General features: G+C 70.7%; 16 protein-coding genes. 6 read left to right on the top strand and 10 right to left on the bottom strand.

Going from position 1 to position 17,495, the window contains the following annotated elements; translation table 11 throughout:
• Positions 1–9 precede the first annotated feature (9 nt).
• From Bra3105_RS09290 to Bra3105_RS09275, 4 genes are all read right to left on the bottom strand, one after another.
• Entirely contained in the window at positions 10–558 is a 549-nt protein-coding gene (locus Bra3105_RS09290; protein ID WP_228356443.1) for an NYN domain-containing protein, read from the bottom strand.
• Positions 559–737: 179 nt separating this feature from the next.
• Positions 738–1,649: a carbohydrate ABC transporter permease gene (locus Bra3105_RS09285; protein ID WP_228356442.1), complete on the bottom strand. Its 912-nt coding sequence runs from the start codon at positions 1,647–1,649 to the stop codon at positions 738–740.
• Complete coding sequence (locus Bra3105_RS09280) at positions 1,646–2,548, bottom strand: carbohydrate ABC transporter permease (protein ID WP_228356441.1); 903 nt, start codon at positions 2,546–2,548, stop codon at positions 1,646–1,648. The genes Bra3105_RS09285 and Bra3105_RS09280 overlap by 4 nt, the downstream gene beginning before the upstream one ends.
• A gap of 13 nt (positions 2,549–2,561) precedes the next feature.
• Complete coding sequence (locus tag Bra3105_RS09275) at positions 2,562–3,845, bottom strand: ABC transporter substrate-binding protein (RefSeq protein WP_228356440.1); 1,284 nt, start codon at positions 3,843–3,845, stop codon at positions 2,562–2,564.
• 324 nt (positions 3,846–4,169) lie between these two features.
• On the opposite strand from Bra3105_RS09275, the gene ptsP reads away from it, so the two are divergent.
• Complete coding sequence (gene ptsP / locus Bra3105_RS09270; RefSeq protein ID WP_228356439.1) at positions 4,170–5,888, top strand: phosphoenolpyruvate--protein phosphotransferase; 1,719 nt, start codon at positions 4,170–4,172, stop codon at positions 5,886–5,888.
• A 138-nt stretch (positions 5,889–6,026) separates the two neighbouring features.
• On the opposite strand, the gene Bra3105_RS09265 is transcribed toward ptsP, so the two are convergent.
• The 4 genes from Bra3105_RS09265 to Bra3105_RS09250 all read right to left on the bottom strand — a co-directional run bounded on the left by Bra3105_RS09265 (position 6,027) and on the right by Bra3105_RS09250 (position 10,524).
• Complete coding sequence (locus tag Bra3105_RS09265; protein WP_152353681.1) at positions 6,027–6,299, bottom strand: HPr family phosphocarrier protein; 273 nt, start codon at positions 6,297–6,299, stop codon at positions 6,027–6,029.
• A 172-nt stretch (positions 6,300–6,471) separates the two neighbouring features.
• Positions 6,472–7,620, bottom strand: coding sequence for a mannitol-1-phosphate 5-dehydrogenase (locus Bra3105_RS09260; protein WP_228356438.1), 1,149 nt, complete (start codon positions 7,618–7,620; stop codon positions 6,472–6,474).
• A 6-nt stretch (positions 7,621–7,626) separates the two neighbouring features.
• On the bottom strand, positions 7,627–9,873 hold the full coding sequence (locus Bra3105_RS09255; RefSeq protein WP_228356437.1) for a PTS sugar transporter subunit IIA: 2,247 nt from the start codon (positions 9,871–9,873) through the stop codon (positions 7,627–7,629).
• 123 nt (positions 9,874–9,996) lie between these two features.
• The gene (locus tag Bra3105_RS09250; protein ID WP_228356436.1) at positions 9,997–10,524 is read right to left on the bottom strand and encodes a GtrA family protein; all 528 of its coding nucleotides are present in this window, start codon (positions 10,522–10,524) and stop codon (positions 9,997–9,999) included.
• 98 nt (positions 10,525–10,622) lie between these two features.
• Here Bra3105_RS09250 and Bra3105_RS09245 point away from each other — a divergent pair, with 98 nt between their 5' ends.
• Positions 10,623–11,426, top strand: coding sequence for a hydroxymethylpyrimidine/phosphomethylpyrimidine kinase (locus Bra3105_RS09245; RefSeq protein ID WP_228356435.1), 804 nt, complete (start codon positions 10,623–10,625; stop codon positions 11,424–11,426).
• Positions 11,427–11,480: 54 nt separating this feature from the next.
• Here Bra3105_RS09245 and Bra3105_RS09240 read toward each other — a convergent pair whose 3' ends face one another.
• A complete protein-coding gene (locus Bra3105_RS09240) occupies positions 11,481–12,494 on the bottom strand; it encodes a D-cysteine desulfhydrase family protein (RefSeq protein ID WP_228359568.1) in 1,014 nt (337 codons plus the stop codon).
• 2 nt (positions 12,495–12,496) lie between these two features.
• The gene (locus tag Bra3105_RS09235; protein WP_228359567.1) at positions 12,497–13,843 is read right to left on the bottom strand and encodes a dicarboxylate/amino acid:cation symporter; all 1,347 of its coding nucleotides are present in this window, start codon (positions 13,841–13,843) and stop codon (positions 12,497–12,499) included.
• 189 nt (positions 13,844–14,032) lie between these two features.
• On the opposite strand from Bra3105_RS09235, the gene Bra3105_RS09230 reads away from it, so the two are divergent.
• Genes Bra3105_RS09230 through Bra3105_RS09215 form a run of 4 tightly spaced genes read left to right on the top strand, consistent with a single transcriptional unit; the run spans position 14,033 to position 17,411 of the window.
• Positions 14,033–14,803 carry an amino acid ABC transporter ATP-binding protein gene (locus Bra3105_RS09230; RefSeq protein WP_323188858.1) on the top strand — a complete coding sequence of 257 codons (771 nt, stop codon included), beginning with the start codon at positions 14,033–14,035 and terminating at the stop codon, positions 14,801–14,803.
• A 55-nt stretch (positions 14,804–14,858) separates the two neighbouring features.
• Positions 14,859–15,830 carry a glutamate ABC transporter substrate-binding protein gene (locus tag Bra3105_RS09225; RefSeq protein WP_228359566.1) on the top strand — a complete coding sequence of 324 codons (972 nt, stop codon included), beginning with the start codon at positions 14,859–14,861 and terminating at the stop codon, positions 15,828–15,830.
• 49 nt (positions 15,831–15,879) lie between these two features.
• Positions 15,880–16,572, top strand: coding sequence for an amino acid ABC transporter permease (locus Bra3105_RS09220; protein ID WP_228359565.1), 693 nt, complete (start codon positions 15,880–15,882; stop codon positions 16,570–16,572).
• Positions 16,569–17,411 carry an amino acid ABC transporter permease gene (locus Bra3105_RS09215; RefSeq protein WP_200503321.1) on the top strand — a complete coding sequence of 281 codons (843 nt, stop codon included), beginning with the start codon at positions 16,569–16,571 and terminating at the stop codon, positions 17,409–17,411. Before Bra3105_RS09220 ends, Bra3105_RS09215 begins: the two co-directional genes overlap by 4 nt.
• Positions 17,412–17,495 lie beyond the last annotated feature (84 nt).

Raw genomic sequence — 17,495 nt, 5'->3', positions numbered from 1 at the left:
CGAGCAGGATCAGATGAACTCGTAGGGGTCGAACTCGTCGATCTCGATGACGCGCACGCGCGGCAGCGGGCTGGTGAAGGTCCCGGCGTCGAACTCGAGGTCGAGGATCTCCACGCGCGGCACCTGCCGCAGGTCGGAGGCCATGAACTCGCGGAAGCCCACGATCGCGAGGCGCCGCTCGTCGTCCTCCGAGAGGTCGCGCATCTGGTCGACGAAGTCGCGGTCGTGGCTGACCAGGGCCACGTCAGCCGCACGGTCCTTGAGGGCGGTGAGGGTCCGCTGGATGGCGATGTCCACGACCTTGCCGTCGCCGCGCAGCGGGATCGGCGTGTAGCCCATGGCGAGCAGCGCCTGCACGAAGCTCGCGGGGAGGTCGCTCGCGACGGCCAGGAAGAACAGTCCGTGGGTGGGCTCGGCCCAGTGCTCCTGGATGAAGCTCAGCAGCGTGTTCCAGCGCGGCCTCTCCTCGGGGTGCGGGCGGCGCCCCAGGACCGAGAGGCCCAGCGTGGCGTCGATGTTCTCGCCGTCGACGAGGAGGTAGGAGCTGCGTTCATCCATGGTGGCGAGCCTATCGGTCGTGGCCGGGTGGTCGGGCGCGGGTCCGACGGGACCGACGGCGGGGTCCGGCCCGACGGGAGTCTGCGCGGCCGGATGCGGGGGAGCGGCCGGATGCGGGGCAGCGGCGGGCGCCGGCGCCGGCGGCCCGGCCGGGCTCTCCGCTCGTCGTCCCACGGCGCTCAGCCCTTCACCGAGCCGGACATGAGACCGGCGATGAAGTAGCGGGAGAGCAGCACGTAGACCACGAGCGTCGGCAGGGAGGCGAGCAGCGCGCCCGCCATCGAGACGCCGTAGTCGGTGAGCAGCGCGCCGTTGGCCAGGTTGTTCAGGGCGAGGGTGACCGGGCCGTTGCGCGGGGTCGAGAAGAACACCGCGAACAGGAAGTCGTTCCAGGCGCTCGTGAACTGCCAGATCCCCACGACCACGAAGCCGGGGATCGCGATCGGCAGCGCGACCGAGGAGAAGGTGCGCAGCATGCCCGCACCGTCCACGGTCGCGGCCTCGATGAGCTCGTGCGGGATCGTCTCGAAGTAGTTGCGGAAGATCAGGGTGGTGATGGGGATGCCGAAGACCACGTGCAGCAGGATCAGCGAGGGGATGCCGTTGGGGATCTCGGTCGCGAGCACGAGCTGCAGCAGGGGGATCATCACCGCCTGGTAGGGCAGGAACATCCCGAACAGGATGAGCGTGAAGACGATGTCGGCCCCCGGGAAGCGCCACCGCGAGAGGACGAAGCCGTTCAGGCAGCCCAGCACCGAGGAGATGATCGTCGAGGGGATGACCAGCGAGAGGGTCCGGCCCAGCGCCGGGGCGAGCGCCGTCCAGGCCCGCTGCCAGTTCTCCAGCGTCCAGGTGTGCGGGAGCGCCCAGGCCCGCGCGGGGCTGGCATCGCCGCCGGTCTTGAAGCTCGTGATGAGCAGCACGTACACGGGGATCAGCACGAACAGCACGCCCAGCAGGATGGCGAGATAGCGCAGGGTGCGGCCGACGGGCGTGGGGCGGGTGCCGGGGGCGCCGCGGCCGCGGGAGGCGAGCGGCGAGGCCTCGCCGAGCGGTGCGGCGCTCGGCGGCGCGGACGTCGTGGTGCTCATCGGGTGCGCTCCCGGTGCTGCTGGATCAGGTAGGGGACGATGAGGATCGCGATGAACGCGAGCAGCACCGTGCCCACGGCCGCGGCGTTCGCGTAGTCGAAGCTCGACTTGAACACGTACATGTCCACCGCGGGGACCTTGGTCTGGTAGTTCGCGGGCTTCGAGATCGACATGATGAGGTCGAAGGACTTCAGCGACATGTGCGCGATGATGACGATCGCGCTCATGAGCACCGGCGTGAGCTGCGGGAAGATCACGTGCCGGTACATCTGCAGACTGCTCGCGCCGTCCATGCGGGCGGCCTCGCGCAGGTCGTCGGGCACCCCGCGGAAGCCCGCGAGGAACAGCGCCATGACGTAGCCGGAGAGCTGCCAGATCGCGGGGATCGCGATCGCGGCGATGCCGAAGGTGACCTGGTTCCACCAGGGGTTCTCGAGCGCGTCGAGGCCCACCATCTGGAACAGGCGGTTCAGGCCCGTCGCGCTGTCCCCCTGGTTCGAGTTCAGCAGCCAGCGCCACACCACGCCCGAGGCGACGAAGGAGATCGCCATGGGGAACAGGTAGACGGTCTGGAAGATGCGCCCGCCCGGCAGCGGCCGCTCCAGCAGCCACGCCCACACGAAGCCCACGATCATCGCGCCCACGAGGAACACCGCCGTGAACAGCACGAGGTTCCACAGCGAGTGCTGGAACTGCGGGCTCTTGAACAGGGCGACGTAGTTCTCGAGGAACACGAAGGAGACGTCCTTGCGGCCGTTCGCCTGCGCGGCCGTGTGGTTGTCGGTCATCGACGTCCACAGGTTCCTCGCGATGAGCACGTAGACGAAGACGCCGACCAGCACCAGGGAGGGGGAGATGAGCAGCAGCGGCGGTCCGTACCGGCGCACGCGGGATCGCATCGAGCTCCGTTCCTCAGCTCGCGTACTTGTCCGCCGCCGCGACCAGGGCCTTCTGGTAGGCCGCGAGGTCGGAGGCGCCCGTGGTGAACTGGCTGGTGGCGTCCGAGAGATCGTTGAGCCAGGCCACCGGCACCGCGGCGCCGTGGGCGATCGACGGGGAGATCGCGTCCTCGGCGAAGGACTTCAGGGCCGTCTGCGAGTAGGTGCCGAACTGGGACTCGTCGACGTCGGTGCGCGCGGGGATCGACCCCTTGGCGAGGTTGAAGGCGAGCTGGCCGTCCTTCGAGGAGAGCGTGTCGAGCCACGCCTTCGCGCCGTCGGCGTTCGGGGCGCCGACGGGCAGGGTGAAGGAGTCGGCGAGGAAGCCGAAGATCTTCTCCTGGCCGGGCAGCGGGAAGTACGTGTAGTCCTCGCCGTCCTTCAGCTTCGCCTGCTGGAAGGCTGCCTCCGCCCAGTCGCCCATCACGTTGTAGGCGGCCTTGCCGTCGATCAGCTGCTGGGTCGCGTCGGGCCAGTCCAGGGAGTCGCGGTCGGTGTTGGTGTACCCCATCATCTTCTGGAACGCCTCGAGCGAGGACGTCACGGCGGAGTCGTCCCAGGCGGTCTTCCCGTCGAACAGGCCGTTGTACTTCTCGGAGCCGAGCTCGGACATGAGGATGGCCTCGAGCAGGTTCACCTGGCACCAGGTGGTGCCGACGGACAGCGCGGTCACGCCCGCGCCCTTCGCCTTCTCGAGGTCGGCGAGGAAGTCGTCGACGCTGCCCGGGGCCTTCTTCGCGTCGATCCCCGCCTTCTCGAGGACCTTCGCGTTCGCCCACACCACGTTCGAGCGGTGGATGTTCGAGGGGATCGAGTAGATCTTCCCGTCGACCGTCAGGCGGTCCACGAGGTCCTTCGGGAAGGCGTCGGTGAGCTTGTACTCGTCGTAGAGGTCGGAGACGTCCTCGATCTGCGCGGCGTCGATGTAGTCCTGGAGCTCGGCGCCCGCGTGAGCCTGGAAGGTGTCCGGCGGGTCGCTGGCCTGGAGGCGCGACTGCAGCATGTCCTTGGCGGCGGAGCCGGCGCCGCCCGCGACCGCCCCGTTGACGAAGGTGAAGTCGGAGTGCTGCTCGCCGAACACCTTGACCAGCGCGTCGAGGCCGGCCTTCTCGGAGCCGGCGGCCCACCAGGTGAAGACCTCGACGTCGGTGCCGCCGTCGCCGCCGGAGCCGGAATCGCCTCCCGAGCTGCACGCGGCGAGCGCGCCGACGCCGAGGGTGGTGGAGGAGAGGGCGAGGAAACGTCTGCGATCCAACATGTTCTTCTCCTTCGAAGACACGGGATGGGGGTGGGGAGCTGCAGCGGGAGGGGGAGTGCGCAGCGGGATGGGGCGGGTGCCCGCTCGACGTCGAGCCGGCAGGTCGACTCTAGAACAGTCCTGGTCGCGATGGGGTCGTGACCGGCCGACCGTGACCGCTTCGTGACGGCGTCCGCCCCGGTCCGCGGGCCGACGCCCTCCCCGCTCCGCGGGCTCCGGCAGGGACCGCCCACGGCTCCGCGCAGGGCCCGCTGGGCACGTAGCATGAGGTGGTCCAGCGCGCCCGAATCCTCCCCCACGGGCCCATCACAGAGGGAGTCCGAGATGTCCCAGTACACAGGTGTGGCGGTCAGCCCCGGCCGCGTCGTCGGCACGGTCCGGACGATGGCGCCGCCGGTCGCGGAGCCGCCCGTCGGAGAGAAGATCCCCGAGGGCGCGGACCCGCAGGCCGAGGCCGCGCGCATCGCCGAGGCCGCCGCGAGCGTGCAGCAGGCGCTCACGCACCGCGCCGAGCACGCCCCGGGCGATGGGAAGGCCGTGCTCGAGGCGACCGCGCAGATGGCCGCCGACCCCTCCCTCACCCAGACCGCGCAGGGCTTCGTGCTGGCCGGCGGCGCCTCCGCGGCGCGCGCCGTGTGGGAGGCCGGCGACCAGGTCGCCTCGATGCTCGAGGGCCTGGGCGGGTACATGGCCGAGCGCGCGGCCGACGTGAAGGACGTGCGCGGCCGCATCGTCGCCGAGCTGCGCGGCGAGCAGGCCCCCGGCATCCCCGATGTCGAGGAGCCCTTCGTGCTCACGGCGACCGACCTCGCTCCCGCGGACACCGCGACCCTCGACCCCGCGCTGGTGATGGCCCTGGTGACATCCGACGGCGGCCCCCAGTCGCACACCGCGATCCTCGCGCGTCAGCTGGGCCTGCCCGCGATCGTCGCCGCCAAGGGCGTGCTCGACATCGCCGACGGCACCGAGGTGTTCGTCGACGCCGGCTTCGGCACCATCACCGACGACGTCACCGACGAGCACCGGCGCTTCGCGGAGGCCTGGACCGAGCTGCAGAAGAACCCGCTGACCTACGAGGGCGGCGGGATCGAGCTCACCGACGGCACCCGCATGCAGCTGCTGGCCAACATCGGCGGCGCGAAGGACGCGAAGGCCGCAGCCGCGGCGCACGCCGACGGCGTGGGCCTGTTCCGCACCGAGTTCCTGTTCCTGGACCGCGAGGACGAGCCCACCGTCGAGGAGCAGACGACGGCCTATCTCGAGGCCTTCGCGTCGTTCCCCGGGAAGAAGGTCGTGGTGCGCACGATCGACGCGGGCGCCGACAAGCCCCTGCCCTTCCTCACCGACACCGACGAGCCGAACCCCGCGCTCGGCGTGCGGGCCTACCGCACCTCGTGGGAGAAGCGCTCGGTGCTGACCAACCAGCTCGACGCCATCTCCGCCGCCGCGAAGCAGAGCGACGCGAAGGTGTGGGTGATGGCCCCGATGATCTCGACCACCGAGGACACCGAGGACTTCGTGGGCCTGTGCCGCGAGCGCGACCTCGCCCCGGCCGGGATCATGGTCGAGACGCCCTCGGCCGCGGTCACCGCGGACCGGCAGCTCGCGGCCTGCGACTTCGCCTCGATCGGCACCAACGACCTCACCCAGTACACGATGGCCGCCGACCGCATGCTCGGCACCCTCGCGCACCTGAACAACCCGTGGCAGCCCGCGGTCCTCACCCTCGTGAAGGCCACCTGCGACGGCGCCCGCGCGGCGGGCGGCGACCCCGAGGCCTTCGGCGAGAGCGCCGCGAAGCCCGTGGGCGTGTGCGGCGAGGCCGCGGGCGACCCGGGTCTCGCGGTGGTGCTCGTGGGCCTGGGCGTCAACAGCCTCTCGATGACCCCGCGCTCCCTGCCCGCGGTCGCGAAGGTGCTCTCCACGGTCTCCCTCGAGCAGGCGCAGCAGCTCGCCGCCGCCGCCGTCGCCGCGCGCACCGCGGACGACGCCCGCGACGCCGTCCGCGCCGGCCTCCCGATCCTGGGAGAGCTCGGCCTCTGACGCGCGCTCGTCGCTCGCAGCGCGCCCGTGCCCGCGAGGGCGACGACATGAGGGCCACGAACCAGGATCGGTGAGATCCGGTTCGTGGCCCTCATGTCGTGCGGGTCCACGGGCCGACGGGCGTCGGCCCCCTGTGGCTCACTCCTCGGCGTCGAGGTCCTTCTCGAGGAGCGCGGCGAGGGCCGCGACGGACTCGTCGGCGCCGTCGCCCTCGGCGCGCAGGGTCACCTCGTCGCCGTGGCCGGCGCCGAGGGTCATGAGCATGAGGATGCTCGACGCCTGGACGGCGTTGCCGCCGGCCTTCTCGATGGTGACTGTCGCGGGCTGCTCGCCGGCGGCCTTCGAGAAGATGGCCGCCGGGCGCGCGTGGAGCCCGGAGGCGCTGGCGATGGTGACGGTGCGCTCTGCCATGGTTCAGCCTTTCGATGGACCGCCGCTCGGGGCGACGGCGCGGGGCGCGGGCGGGTCTGCCCGCGCTCTGGGTCGGGAGTACTCAGGGACGATATCGGACGCCGATGGACGGTGTCCTGGAGCCGGACGCCCGCTGGACGCCCACGGGGCGCCGTCGGGATCGCCCGCCTGGTCAGAGCACGGACTGCCGCTCGGCGATCCTCTCCTTGACCTGCGGGTACAGCGGGTGCTCGGGCTCGAGCCCGGTGATCTCGGCGGTCGCGCCGTCGGCGTCCTCGGTGCGCAGGATCTCCTGCAGCCGGTCCGCCTCCTCGTCGCCCTCCGGGGTGAAGGCGAGAGCGGCGGAGAAGGAGTCCAGGAGCCCCTGGGCGGCCATGTCGCGCTCGGCGAGCTCGGCGGCGGGGCCGACGATGCGGTCGTGCCGGGAGAGCTTGCGCAGGGGCGCGCGGCCCACGCGCTCGACGGGATCGGGCAGGGCGCGGTTGTGGAAGCGCCCGAGCACCTTGGTCGCATAGTCCTGCTGCGTCTGCGCATCGAAGCCGTGCTTGGCGATGAGCAGCTCGGAGGTCTCCGCGAGCACCTCGCGGACCTTGGCCTCGACGGCCGGGTCCTCGATGGCGTCGGCGATGGTCGCGTGACCGGCCCTCCAGCCGTGCCAGGCGGTGGTGGCGTGGCCGGTGTTCACCGTGAACAGCTTCCGCTCGATGTACGGGGCGAGGTCGTCCACCCAGGTCACGCCCGGGATGTCGGGCACGTCGCCGCCGAAGGGCGTGCGGTCCACGGCCCACTCGTGGAAGTCCTCGACGGTGACGTCGAGGCCCGCGGCGGGGTCCTGGACGGGCACGATCCGGTCCACGGCGGTGTTCGCGAACAGCGCCTTGGCGTCGAGGTCGTCTCCCTCGTAGTTCTTCCGGATCTCCTCCTCGAGGGTGTCCGTCGCGTTGATCGCGTTCTCGCAGGCCATCACGGCGACGCGGGGTGCGTCGGCCGCTCGCGCGGCGATCCCGGCGGCGATCGCCGGCGCGACGAACCGCAGGATGTGCACGCCCACGGCCGTGGTGACCACGTCGGCGGAGGCGATCTCACCGGTGAGGGTCTCGAGGTCCTTCCCCGAGTTGACGGCGCGGAAGCCGTCGACGGCCGTCTCCGTCGGGTGCTGGCCGACGGTCCGCACGGTGTAGGAGTCCGCGGCGTCGAGGGAATCGATGAGGGCGTCGGCGACGTCGGCGAAGACGACCTCGTACCCGGCCTCGTGGAGGAGCAGCCCCACGAAGCCGCGGCCGATGTTGCCGGCGCCGAAGTGCACTGCCTTCTTGGCCATATCGGATCAGTCCTTGTCCTCGGAGAAGATGTCCAGGATCTCCTGCGCGGTGGTGGCCTTCTCGAGGCGCTCCACCTGCGCGGGGTCGGAGAACGTCATGGCGACGTTCTGCAGCAGGGCGAGGTGCTCGTTGCCCACGCCCGCGATGCCCACGACGAAGGTCACGGGGTTGCCGTTCCAGTCGATCCCGTTCGGGTAGCGCACGAACGACATGGCCGAGCGGGAGATCGACTCCTTCGCCTCGTTCGTGCCGTGGGGGATCGCCAGCCCGTTGCCCATGAACGTCGAGACGGTCGCCTCGCGATCGTGCATCGCGCTGACGTACTCGGTGTCGACCGCGCCGGCGCGGACCAGGAGGCCGCCGGCCTCGTCGATCGCGGCGTCGGCCGAACCGGCGCTGCCGTCGAGCACGATCGAGGACGCCGAGAGGATCTCGGGGCCCTGATCGGCCGACGCGGCATCGGACGGCGCGGCTCCGGCCGGAGCGGCGTCTGTCGACGACGGCTCCTGGACGGGCTCGGCGCGGTGCGTGTTCGCGGAGGCCGCTGCGGCACCCGCCCCGGCTCCCGCCGCTGTTCCGGCTCCGGCCGCGGCGACGGCACCGCCGGTGCCGGCGCCCTCGGCAGTCCCGGTGGAGCCGCCGTCGGCCCCGGCCTGATCAGCGGCGGAGTCGTCGGCCGACGCGGCATCGGGGTTGTTGCGCTGCTCGACGAGCTCGACGACCTCGTCGTAGCGCGGCGAGTTCATGAACTGGTCGACGCTCACCTGGATCGCCGAGCCGGTGCGCTGGCGGGCGCGGTCGGTGAGCTCCTTCTGCGTCACCACCACGTCCCACTCGTCGTTCAGGCTCGAGATCGCCTTGTTGGTGACCTCGACGTCGTCGAAGCCAGCGGCGCGCACCTTCTTGCGCAGCACCGTCGCGCCCATCGCCGAGGACCCCATGCCCGCGTCGCACGCGAACACGATCCGCTGGATCGGGCCGGTGTGCGAGGAGCCGTCGGCGGCCGCCGCGGCACCGGCCGCGCCGCCCGCCGCCGCACCGCCGGTGAGGGCACCGGCGACGGAGGACTTCTTGCCCTTCATCTGCTCCATCTTCGCGGTGGCCGAGGCGATGTCGCCGTCGTCCTGCTTGCCGATCTTCAGGAAGATCATGGAGAGCACGAAGCTCACCGCTGCCGCACCCAGCACTGCAAGGGAGATGCCCAGATAGGAGTCGCGCGCGGCCACGCCGAAGATCGCGAAGATCGAGCCCGGAGATGCGGGCGCGATGAGCCCGGTGCCGAAGGCCACGTTGATCGCGACGCCGGTCATGCCGCCGCCGATGGCAGCGAGGATCAGGATCGGCTTCATGAGCACGTACGGGAAGTAGATCTCGTGGATGCCGCCGAAGAACTGGATGAGGGCGGCGCCGGGGGCCGAAGCGCGCGCGGCGCCCCGGCCGAAGAAGGTGTACGCCAGCAGGATGCCGACGCCCGGGCCGGGGTTCGCCTCGAGGAGGAACAGGACCGACTTGCCGCTCTGCGAGGCCTGCGAGAGCCCCAGCGGAGTCAGCACGCCGTGGTTGATCGCATTGTTCAGGAAGAAGACCTTCGCGGGCTCGATGAGGATCGACACGAGCGGGAGGAGATGCGCGTGCACCAGGGCCTCGACGCCGCTGGAGAGCAGGCTCATCAGGCCGTTGACGAGCGGAGCCAGTCCGAAGAAGCCGATCACCAGCATGATGAAGCCGAAGATGCCGGCCGAGAACATGTTCACGAGCATCTCGAAGCCGGCGGGGATGTGGTCCTGCCACAGCCGGTCGAGCTTCTTCATGAGCCATGCGGCGAGCGGCGCCATGATCATCGCGCCGATGAACATGTGGACCTGGCCCAGCTCGGTGTAGTCGGCGGCGTCCTTGCCGGCGGCCACCCACTGCTTGAGCATCTCGGCGTTGTCCTGGGCGATCAGCCAGTCGGAGCCGGCGATCACGCCCATGGTCGCGATGACGCCCACGACCGCGCCGCGCGCCTCGTAGACCATCCGTCCGCCGGTGTTCGCGATGAGCAGCGGCAGCAGATAGTGGATCATCGGCGTCGTCGCGCTCTCGAGAGCGGCGTTCGGGGTCCACCCGTCAGCGATGAAGAACGCGGTGAGGATGCCCCAGGCGATGAGCGCCGGGATGTTCGGCATCACCATGTTCGACAGCGAGGTGCCGACCTTCTGCAGGGCCACGCGCGGGCTGAAACCGCTCTTGGCCTCGGTTGTTGTAGTCATGACTGTCCTCATCGACGCCCCGGGGCGGGAAAGGTCGCAACCCGGGTGGGCGGAGCGGCGTGCCGGTGGAACGCCGAGGCCGACGCGGAGGATGTCCGCCGGTCTGCCTGGATTCTAGGACGGTCAGCGGTCCTGCAGGGAGCCGGTGCGCTCGTCCGACGCGATGTCGGCGTCATCGGGCGCCGTCTCCTGGTCGTGCGGGAACACGAATCGCCCATAGGTGAGATATCGGAAGGTGGTCGAGACCACCTGTCCGATGAGTGTGCCGGAGACGTTGTCGGCGAGCGCCGAGTCCAGGCCCAGCACGTACCGCGAGAAGCCCAGGCAGGCGAGCTGCAGGGCGGAGGCCAGCACGTTGAGGCCCACGAACACGAGGATCGAGCGGGCGGTGCGCGGGCTCGGCCGGTCGCGGTAGGTCCAGAGCCGATTGCCCAGGTAGGTGAGGGACGAGGCCGCGACGATCGTGAGCACCTTCGCGGTGATCGGATGCGCGTGCAGCAGCCCGTGCCCCCAGCCGCTCGCGGGGGACCAGAAGACGAGCAGGTTGTAGAGGGCGGCGTCGAACAGGAAGACGAGGCCGCCCACGGTGAGGAACTTCAGGCTCGGACCCAGATGGCGGGCCCAGAGCCCGTCCGATGCTGATCCGGGCACCCCCGCACACTATCGGCCCGGGTCGTAGAGTGGGCGATCGCCCGTTCCGCGTCGGCCGCATCGCACACCGCCGCCGACCCCAGCTCCCGGAGGTCCCCATGGTCCACGTCGCCCTCGCCATCGCCGGCTCCGAGGCCACCGGAGGCGCGGGCGCGCAGACCGACATCAAGACCTTCCACCAGCTCGGGGTCTTCGGCAGCGTGGCCCTGACCTGCATCGTGAGCTTCGATCCGCAGGACGGCTGGGCGCACCGCTTCGTGCCGATCGACCCGGGGACGATCGCCGACCAGATCGAGTCGAGCACCGCCGTCCACGAGATCGACGCCGTGAAGCTCGGCATGCTCGGCACCCCGGGCACGATCGACGTGGTCGCGGGCGCCCTCGCCGAGCACGACTTCCCGCACGTGGTGCTGGACCCCGTGATGATCTGCAAGGAGGGCGAGGGCGACACCCCCGCCCGCGCCACGGACGACGCGCTGACGGCGAAGATCCTGCCGCGCGCCACCTTCGTCACCCCGAACCTGGGGGAGACCCGGATCCTCGCGGGCACGGGTCCTCTCGACTCCCTCGAGGACCTCACCGCCGCCGCGCGCGCGATCCACGAGCGCTGGGGCGTGACGGTCCTCGCCAAGGGCGGCGTCGAGCTCGCCGGCGAGGACGCCGTCGACGTCTTCGTCGACGAGGAGCGCGAGGTGGTGCTGCGCAGCCCGAAGATCGGGGAGCATCGCGTCTCCGGCGCCGGCTGCACGCTCGCGGCGGCCGTCACCGCCGAGCTCGCGAAGGGCGCCGACGCGCTCGACGCGGCGCGCACCGCGAAGCGTGTGGTCACCAGCGCGATCGAGCACCGCCAGCACGGCCGGGCTCCGTTCGACGCCGTCTACCAGGGCTTCTACCGGGGCTGATCCGGGGCCGGGCCGACAGGACCGGTCGACGGGCCCGGACGACGGTCCCGTCGCTCAGGCGAAGGCCGCGGTGCGCGCGAACAGGCCGGGCACCCCGCCGGAGTGCAGCAGCACGACCGTCTGCCCCGGGCCGAGCTCGCCGCTGCGGATCCGCGCCACCAGCCCTGCCGCAGCCTTGCCCGTGTAGACCGGATCGAGCACCAGGCCCTCGGTGCGCGCGAACAGTCGCAGCGCCTCGACCATGCCGGGCGTGGGCAGCGCGTACCCGGGGCCGACGAAGTCCCCGAGCCCCACGATCCTCTCCCTCGGAACCTCCGGCAGACCCAGGAGCTGCGTGACCTCTCGCGCGAGCCCCACGATCTTCGGCTCCTGCTCCTCGCGCGAGCGGCTCACGTTGATGCCGACCACATGGATCCCGCTGCCCGCGGCGTGCAGACCGGCGACCAGGCCCGCCTGCATCCCGGCGGAGCCGCTCGGCGTCACGATCTCATCGACTTCGAGTCCTGCCTCGTCGATCTGGCGCAGCAGCTCGCCGGCCGCATCCACGTACCCGAGCGCGCCCAGGGCGTTCGAGCCGCCGATCGGGCTCACGTAGGGGCGGGCGCCTCTCGCCTCGAGCTCCCGGGCGATCTCCTCCATGCGGGCGCCGAGGTCGGCGCCGTGCGGGTGCACCTCCACGGTCTCCGCCCCCAGGAGGTCGAAGAGGAAGCGGTTGCCCGTGTCCTCGGGCGGATTCCCGCCCGGGACGGCCGTGCCGTCGGCCCCCAGGTCCTCCTCGAGCACGAGATGGCAGGCGAGGCCCTCGACGCGGGAGGCGGCCAGGGTGAGCCGGCAGTGGTTGGACTGCACGCCGCCCGCCGTGACCAGGCAGTCGGCGCCGCGGGCCAGGGCGTCGGCCACGAGGAACTCGAGCTTGCGGGTCTTGTTCCCGCCCAGGGCGAGGCCCAGCAGGTCGTCGCGCTTGACCCAGATCTGCGGCCCGCCGAGCTCGGCGCTGATCCGCTCCAGGTGCTGCAGCGGCGTGGGGCCGTCGGTGTACCGGCGGCGGGGGAGGGCGGTGAGGTCCATGGTCACTCCGTTCGTGCGCCGGCGAGGTCCGCCGCCACGGGTTCGGCAGGGTCGGGCTCGTCGGGCACGTCGGGCTGGTCCATCCAGTCCTTCCCGTCGAGCACCCGCGCCACGAGCATGCTGCTCGCCTGGTCGCCGACGGAGTTCACGGTGGTGGCGGGCGGGTCGATGACGGTGCCGATGATCTGGATGATCGGCAGCGCCGCGGCGGGGAAGCCGTAGAGCGTGATGATCATCAGCTCGCCGATGAACCCGCCCGAGGGGATCCCGGCCATCACCATGCCCGAGAGCAGCGCGACGGCGACCGCGATGAGGATGTTCGAGGGTGTGAAGAAGTCCCGCTGGAACACCGCGAACAGGAAGGCGATCTTGAGGATCGCGCTGAGCGAGGAGCCCTCCATGTGGATCGTCGCGCCGATCGGGATGATCGTCTCGCGCACGTCCCGCGGCACGCCGATCCTCTCGCCGGCGCGCAGGTTCGCGGGGATCGCCGCGACCGACGAGGAGGTCCCGAGCGAGACCGCCGTGGGCTCCAGGATGTGCGCCCAGAACCGCCTCATGCCGCGCCTGCCCCCGGCGAGGAAGGAGTAGAGCGTGAAGGCGATCAGGAAGTAGAGGATCGCGACGGGGTAGTAGACGAGGAAGGCGCGCAAGTAGTCGCCCACGAGCTGCGCGCCCAGCTCCCCGATGAGCGCCGCGAAGTAGGCGCCCAGCCCGATGGGGGCGTAGTACATGATGATCGAGGTGAACTTCAGGAACACCTCGGAGCCGGAGCTCAGGAACCGTGAGAACGGCGCGCCCTTCTCCCCGATGCTCGAGGTCGCGATCCCCACGATCACCGCGAAGACGATGAGCGCGAGCATGTGCTCGGTCGAGAGGATCTTCGAGAAGTCGTCGACCACGAAGGTCTGCACGAGCTGATCGCCGATCGAGCCGACGTCCTCGGTCTTCTCGGGCTGGGTGAGCTCGACCTGCACGCCGTCGGTGGGGCGGAAGATCCCGAGCGCCGCGATCATCAGCAGCGAGGCGATGATGCCGGTCACGGCGAAGATCGCGAGCATCGCGCCGAGGATCTTCCCGAGCCGCTTGACCGAGGACATGCCCGCGACCGCGGAGGCGATCGAGAAGAACACGAGCGGCACGACGAGCGTGAACATCATGTTCACGAACAGCGTGCCGAAGGGCTTCAGCACGCTCGCGCGCTCTCCGAGCACGAGGCCCACGACCGCGCCGATGACGACGCCCGTGAGGATGGCCAGGGGGAAGCGGTAGCTGCGCAGCAGCCGTCGGGCCCGCGAGGGCGGAGCCGATGGCGGGGTCGCGGCGGTGCGGGGATCGGGGGAGGGCACGCTCTCCACCTCTCGTGTGTGGTCGGTGCGGATGCGCTCTGTGGCGGTTCGTGGCACCCTACGCGGCTCCCGTCGCTCACCGTGAACTCGCCGGTGACCAGCCCCGCGAGCGGTCACGAGAGGGCATCGATCCAGGCGGCGGGGCCGCGTCGCGTGGACAGAATGCCCGGATCAGGGAATGCTTCCGGCATGAGCGAACACAGCCCGGGCAGCCCGTCGGGCGCCGAGCCCGTGATCTCGGTGCGCGGCGTCGACAAGCACTTCGGGGACTTCCAGGCCCTCAAGGACATCGACCTCGACATCCACCGCGGCGAGGTCGTCGCGCTCATCGGGGCCTCCGGCTCGGGCAAGTCCACGCTGTGCCGCTGCATCAACCGTCTGGAGACGATCAGCGCCGGCGGGATCCTCATCGACGGCGAGCCCCTCCCGGAGGAGGGGCGGGACCTCGCGCGGCTGCGCAGCGACGTCGGCATGGTCTTCCAGTCCTTCAACCTCTTCCCCCACCTGCGCGCCGTCGACAACGTGACCCTCGGGCCGACGAAGGTCCGCGGGGTCTCGAAGGCCGAGGCCACGAAGGAGGCGATGGACCTGCTGGCCCGCGTGGGTCTCACGGGCAAGGAGCACAGCCTGCCCGCGGCGCTCTCGGGCGGTCAGCAGCAGCGCGTCGCGATCGCCCGCGCGCTCGCCATGAAGCCCAAGGCCATGCTCTTCGACGAGCCCACCTCGGCCCTGGACCCGGAGGTGATCAACGAGGTGCTCGACGTCATGACCGAGCTCGCCGAGGCCGGCATGACGATGCTCGTGGTCACCCACGAGATGGGCTTCGCCCGCCGAGTCTGCGACCGCGTCGTCTTCATGGACGCCGGCGAGATCGTCGAGCAGGGCGAGCCAGAGCAGTTCTTCACCGCCCCCGAGTCCCAGCGCGCCAAGGACTTCCTCTCGAAGATCCTCCCGCACTGATCCCTCGCGCCCGGTCCCTCCATCCCCGATCCCGTTCCCGACGAAGGAGAACCCGATGACCTCCACCAGCTTCCGCCCCGCCCGCCGCGCCGTGGTCGCCGCTGCCGCCGCCCTGCCTCTCGGCGCCGCGCTCGCCGCCTGCTCCTCCGACACCGGCGACGCCCCGTCGCTCGGCGGCGGCAGTGACGACGGCGGCGCGAGCTCGGCCTACGACGGGGTCATCGCGGGCGGTCCCGTCGCCGACGACGCCGACGTGCAGAAGAGCGCCTGGGCGAAGAAGATCAAGGACGCCGGCAAGCTCACGCGCGGCGGCACCACCGCCAACCAGGTGTTCTCCCTCATCGACCCGTCGACCAACAAGGTCACGGGCTTCGACGCGGGCATCACGCAGCTGCTCGCCCGGTACATCCTGGGCGACGGCGGCGAGGAGAAGGTCGACTACGTGGACACCACCGTCGACACCCGCGAGAAGCTCGTCCAGAACAACTCGGTGGACTGCGTGATCGCGACCTACTCGATCACCCCCGAGCGCATGGACCTCATCGACTTCGGCGGGCCTTACTACCTCTCGGGCACCGCCATCCAGGTGCGCACCGAGGACAAGGACTCCATCACCGGACCCGAGGACCTCACCGGCAAGAAGCTCGTGACCCAGTCGAACTCCACGGGCATCCAGGCCATCGAGGAGCACGTGAAGGACCCGGGCAAGACGGAGACCCTCGCCGACAACGAGTCCTGCGTCGCCGCCCTCAAGCAGAAGCGCGTGGACGCCTACGTGCTCGACCAGGGCGTGCTGCTCGGCAACTCGAAGGCGGACCCGTCGGTCACCGTCGTCGGCAAGCCCTTCACCGAGGACCCCTACGGCATCGGGCTGAACAAGGACTCGGACGCCCTCGACTTCGTCAACGGCTTCCTGAAGGCGATCGAGGACGACGGCACCTGGAAGAAGCTCTACGAGGCCACCATCGGCCAGGTCATCGAGGACGAGACGCCCGAGCCGCCGACCATCGGCGACCTGCCGTCCTGACCCGCGGAGGACCGACGGAGGGCCGACGGAGGAGCGACGGAGGGACGCCATGCAGATCATCCTCGACAACATCCCGCTGCTGCTGCAGGGGATCGGCACCACGATCGCGCTCACGGTGCTGGGGTACGCGTTCGCGCTGGTCCTCGGCACGGCGCTCGCCGTATGCAGGGTCAGCCCGATCCCGCCGCTGCGCTGGGCGGCCACCGTGTACGTGGAGATCTTCCGCAACATCCCGCTGCTGAGCCTGCTGATCCTGCTGGCCTTCGGCCTGCCGGACGCCGGGGTGCTGCTGCCCTACTTCTGGTGCGGCGTCGCGGGGCTGACGCTCTCCGGCGCGGCCTTCGTGTGCGAGAACATCCGCTCGGGCATCAACACCGTCCCCATCGGCCACGCCGAGGCCGCCCGCTCGATCGGGCTGGGCTTCTTCGGGGTGCTGCGCTACGTGGTGCTCCCGCAGGCCTTCCGCACAATGGTGCAGCCGCTCGTGAACGTGTTCATCGCGACCGTCATCGGGTCCTCGCTGTGCGCGGCGATCTCGGTCGTCGAGATCACCTACGTCACCCAGCAGCTGAACATCGCCTCCGCGCAGGCCGTGCTGCTGTTCCTCGTCGCGGGCGCCCTCTACCTCGCGCTCTCGCTCGGGGTGGCCTACCTCGGACGACGCGTCGAGAGGGCGGTCGCCCCGGGCGGCGCGCGCCCGCTGCGCACCGCCGACCGACTGCAGGGGGCGGCGCAGGCATGAGCACCACGAGCACCTCGGCCACGCAGGTCCTCTTCGACGCCCCCGGCCCGCGGGGCCGTCGGCGAATCCTGCTGATCTCGATCGTCTCCTCCCTCGCGATCCTCGCGCTGATCGCGCTGGGCCTGTGGCAGTTCCAGCGCAACGGCCAGCTCGCGGCCGACAAGTGGCTGCCCTACCTGCGACGCGACTACATCGCGTTCCTCGGCAAGGGGCTGATGGGGACGCTCGAGGCGACGGCGGTCGCCGCCGTCATCGCCTTCCCCTTCGGACTCGTCCTGGCCCTGGGACGGATCTCGCGGGCACGGGCCCTCAGCGCGATCTCCGCGGTGTGGATCGAGTTCTTCCGCGGCATCCCCATGCTGCTGGTCGTCTACGCGTTCCTGCTGGCCCTGCCTGCCTACGGCGTGAACCTGCCGCGCTTCTGGATGCTCGTGGTGCCGATGATCCTGGTGAGCTCCGCGAGCACCGCGGAGGTGTTCCGCGCGGGCATCGGGGCGGTGGACCGCGGCCAGGACGAGGCGTCGGCCGCGATCGGCCTCTCCCGCGGCCAGACCATGCGCTACGTGATCCTCCCGCAGGCCGTGCGCCTCGTGCTGCCGAGCCTGATCCTGGCCCTGGTGAGCCTGCTCAAGGACTCGACCCTCGGCTTCGTGGTGAGCTTCAACGAGCTGCAGTTCCAGGGCAAGACGATGGTCTCCATCACCCGCTTCCTGGTGCAGACCTACGTGGTCGTCTCGGTGATCTACATCGTGCTGAACTTCCTGCTCACCAAGGCCGCGGGCCTACTCGAGCGGCGCATGCGGCGCCGCGCCGCGGAGGGCGGCGGCCGATCCCGCTGATCGTGTCCCGTTCGCACCGGCCACCGCGGTGGCGTAGTGTCGGGCCAGCACGTCTCGAACATCTGTACGACGACCCCCGCGCTG

The sequence above is a fragment of the Brachybacterium halotolerans subsp. kimchii genome, assembly GCF_020792675.1.
Taxonomy (GTDB): domain Bacteria; phylum Actinomycetota; class Actinomycetes; order Actinomycetales; family Dermabacteraceae; genus Brachybacterium; species Brachybacterium halotolerans.
The sequence above is the reverse complement of the archived record's forward strand: the minus strand, read 5'-3'. Positions and strand labels throughout refer to the sequence as shown.

Excerpts from the sequence above, each read along its gene's own strand:
- Bra3105_RS09245 (WP_228356435.1), top strand. The coding sequence starts at position 10,623 with ATGGTCCACGTCGCCCTCGCCATCGCCGGCTCCGAGGCCACCGGAGGC.
- Bra3105_RS09275 (WP_228356440.1), bottom strand. The coding sequence starts at position 3,845 with ATGTTGGATCGCAGACGTTTCCTCGCCCTCTCCTCCACCACCCTCGGC.
- Bra3105_RS09280 (WP_228356441.1), bottom strand. The coding sequence starts at position 2,548 with ATGCGATCCCGCGTGCGCCGGTACGGACCGCCGCTGCTGCTCATCTCC.
- Bra3105_RS09220 (WP_228359565.1), top strand. The coding sequence starts at position 15,880 with ATGCAGATCATCCTCGACAACATCCCGCTGCTGCTGCAGGGGATCGGC.
- Bra3105_RS09260 (WP_228356438.1), bottom strand. The coding sequence starts at position 7,620 with ATGGCCAAGAAGGCAGTGCACTTCGGCGCCGGCAACATCGGCCGCGGC.
- Bra3105_RS09230 (WP_323188858.1), top strand. The coding sequence starts at position 14,033 with ATGAGCGAACACAGCCCGGGCAGCCCGTCGGGCGCCGAGCCCGTGATC.
- ptsP (WP_228356439.1), top strand. The coding sequence starts at position 4,170 with ATGTCCCAGTACACAGGTGTGGCGGTCAGCCCCGGCCGCGTCGTCGGC.
- Bra3105_RS09255 (WP_228356437.1), bottom strand. The coding sequence starts at position 9,873 with ATGACTACAACAACCGAGGCCAAGAGCGGTTTCAGCCCGCGCGTGGCC.
- Bra3105_RS09290 (WP_228356443.1), bottom strand. The coding sequence starts at position 558 with ATGGATGAACGCAGCTCCTACCTCCTCGTCGACGGCGAGAACATCGAC.
- Bra3105_RS09240 (WP_228359568.1), bottom strand. The coding sequence starts at position 12,494 with ATGGACCTCACCGCCCTCCCCCGCCGCCGGTACACCGACGGCCCCACG.
- Bra3105_RS09285 (WP_228356442.1), bottom strand. The coding sequence starts at position 1,649 with ATGAGCACCACGACGTCCGCGCCGCCGAGCGCCGCACCGCTCGGCGAG.
- Bra3105_RS09225 (WP_228359566.1), top strand. The coding sequence starts at position 14,859 with ATGACCTCCACCAGCTTCCGCCCCGCCCGCCGCGCCGTGGTCGCCGCT.
- Bra3105_RS09265 (WP_152353681.1), bottom strand. The coding sequence starts at position 6,299 with ATGGCAGAGCGCACCGTCACCATCGCCAGCGCCTCCGGGCTCCACGCG.
- Bra3105_RS09215 (WP_200503321.1), top strand. The coding sequence starts at position 16,569 with ATGAGCACCACGAGCACCTCGGCCACGCAGGTCCTCTTCGACGCCCCC.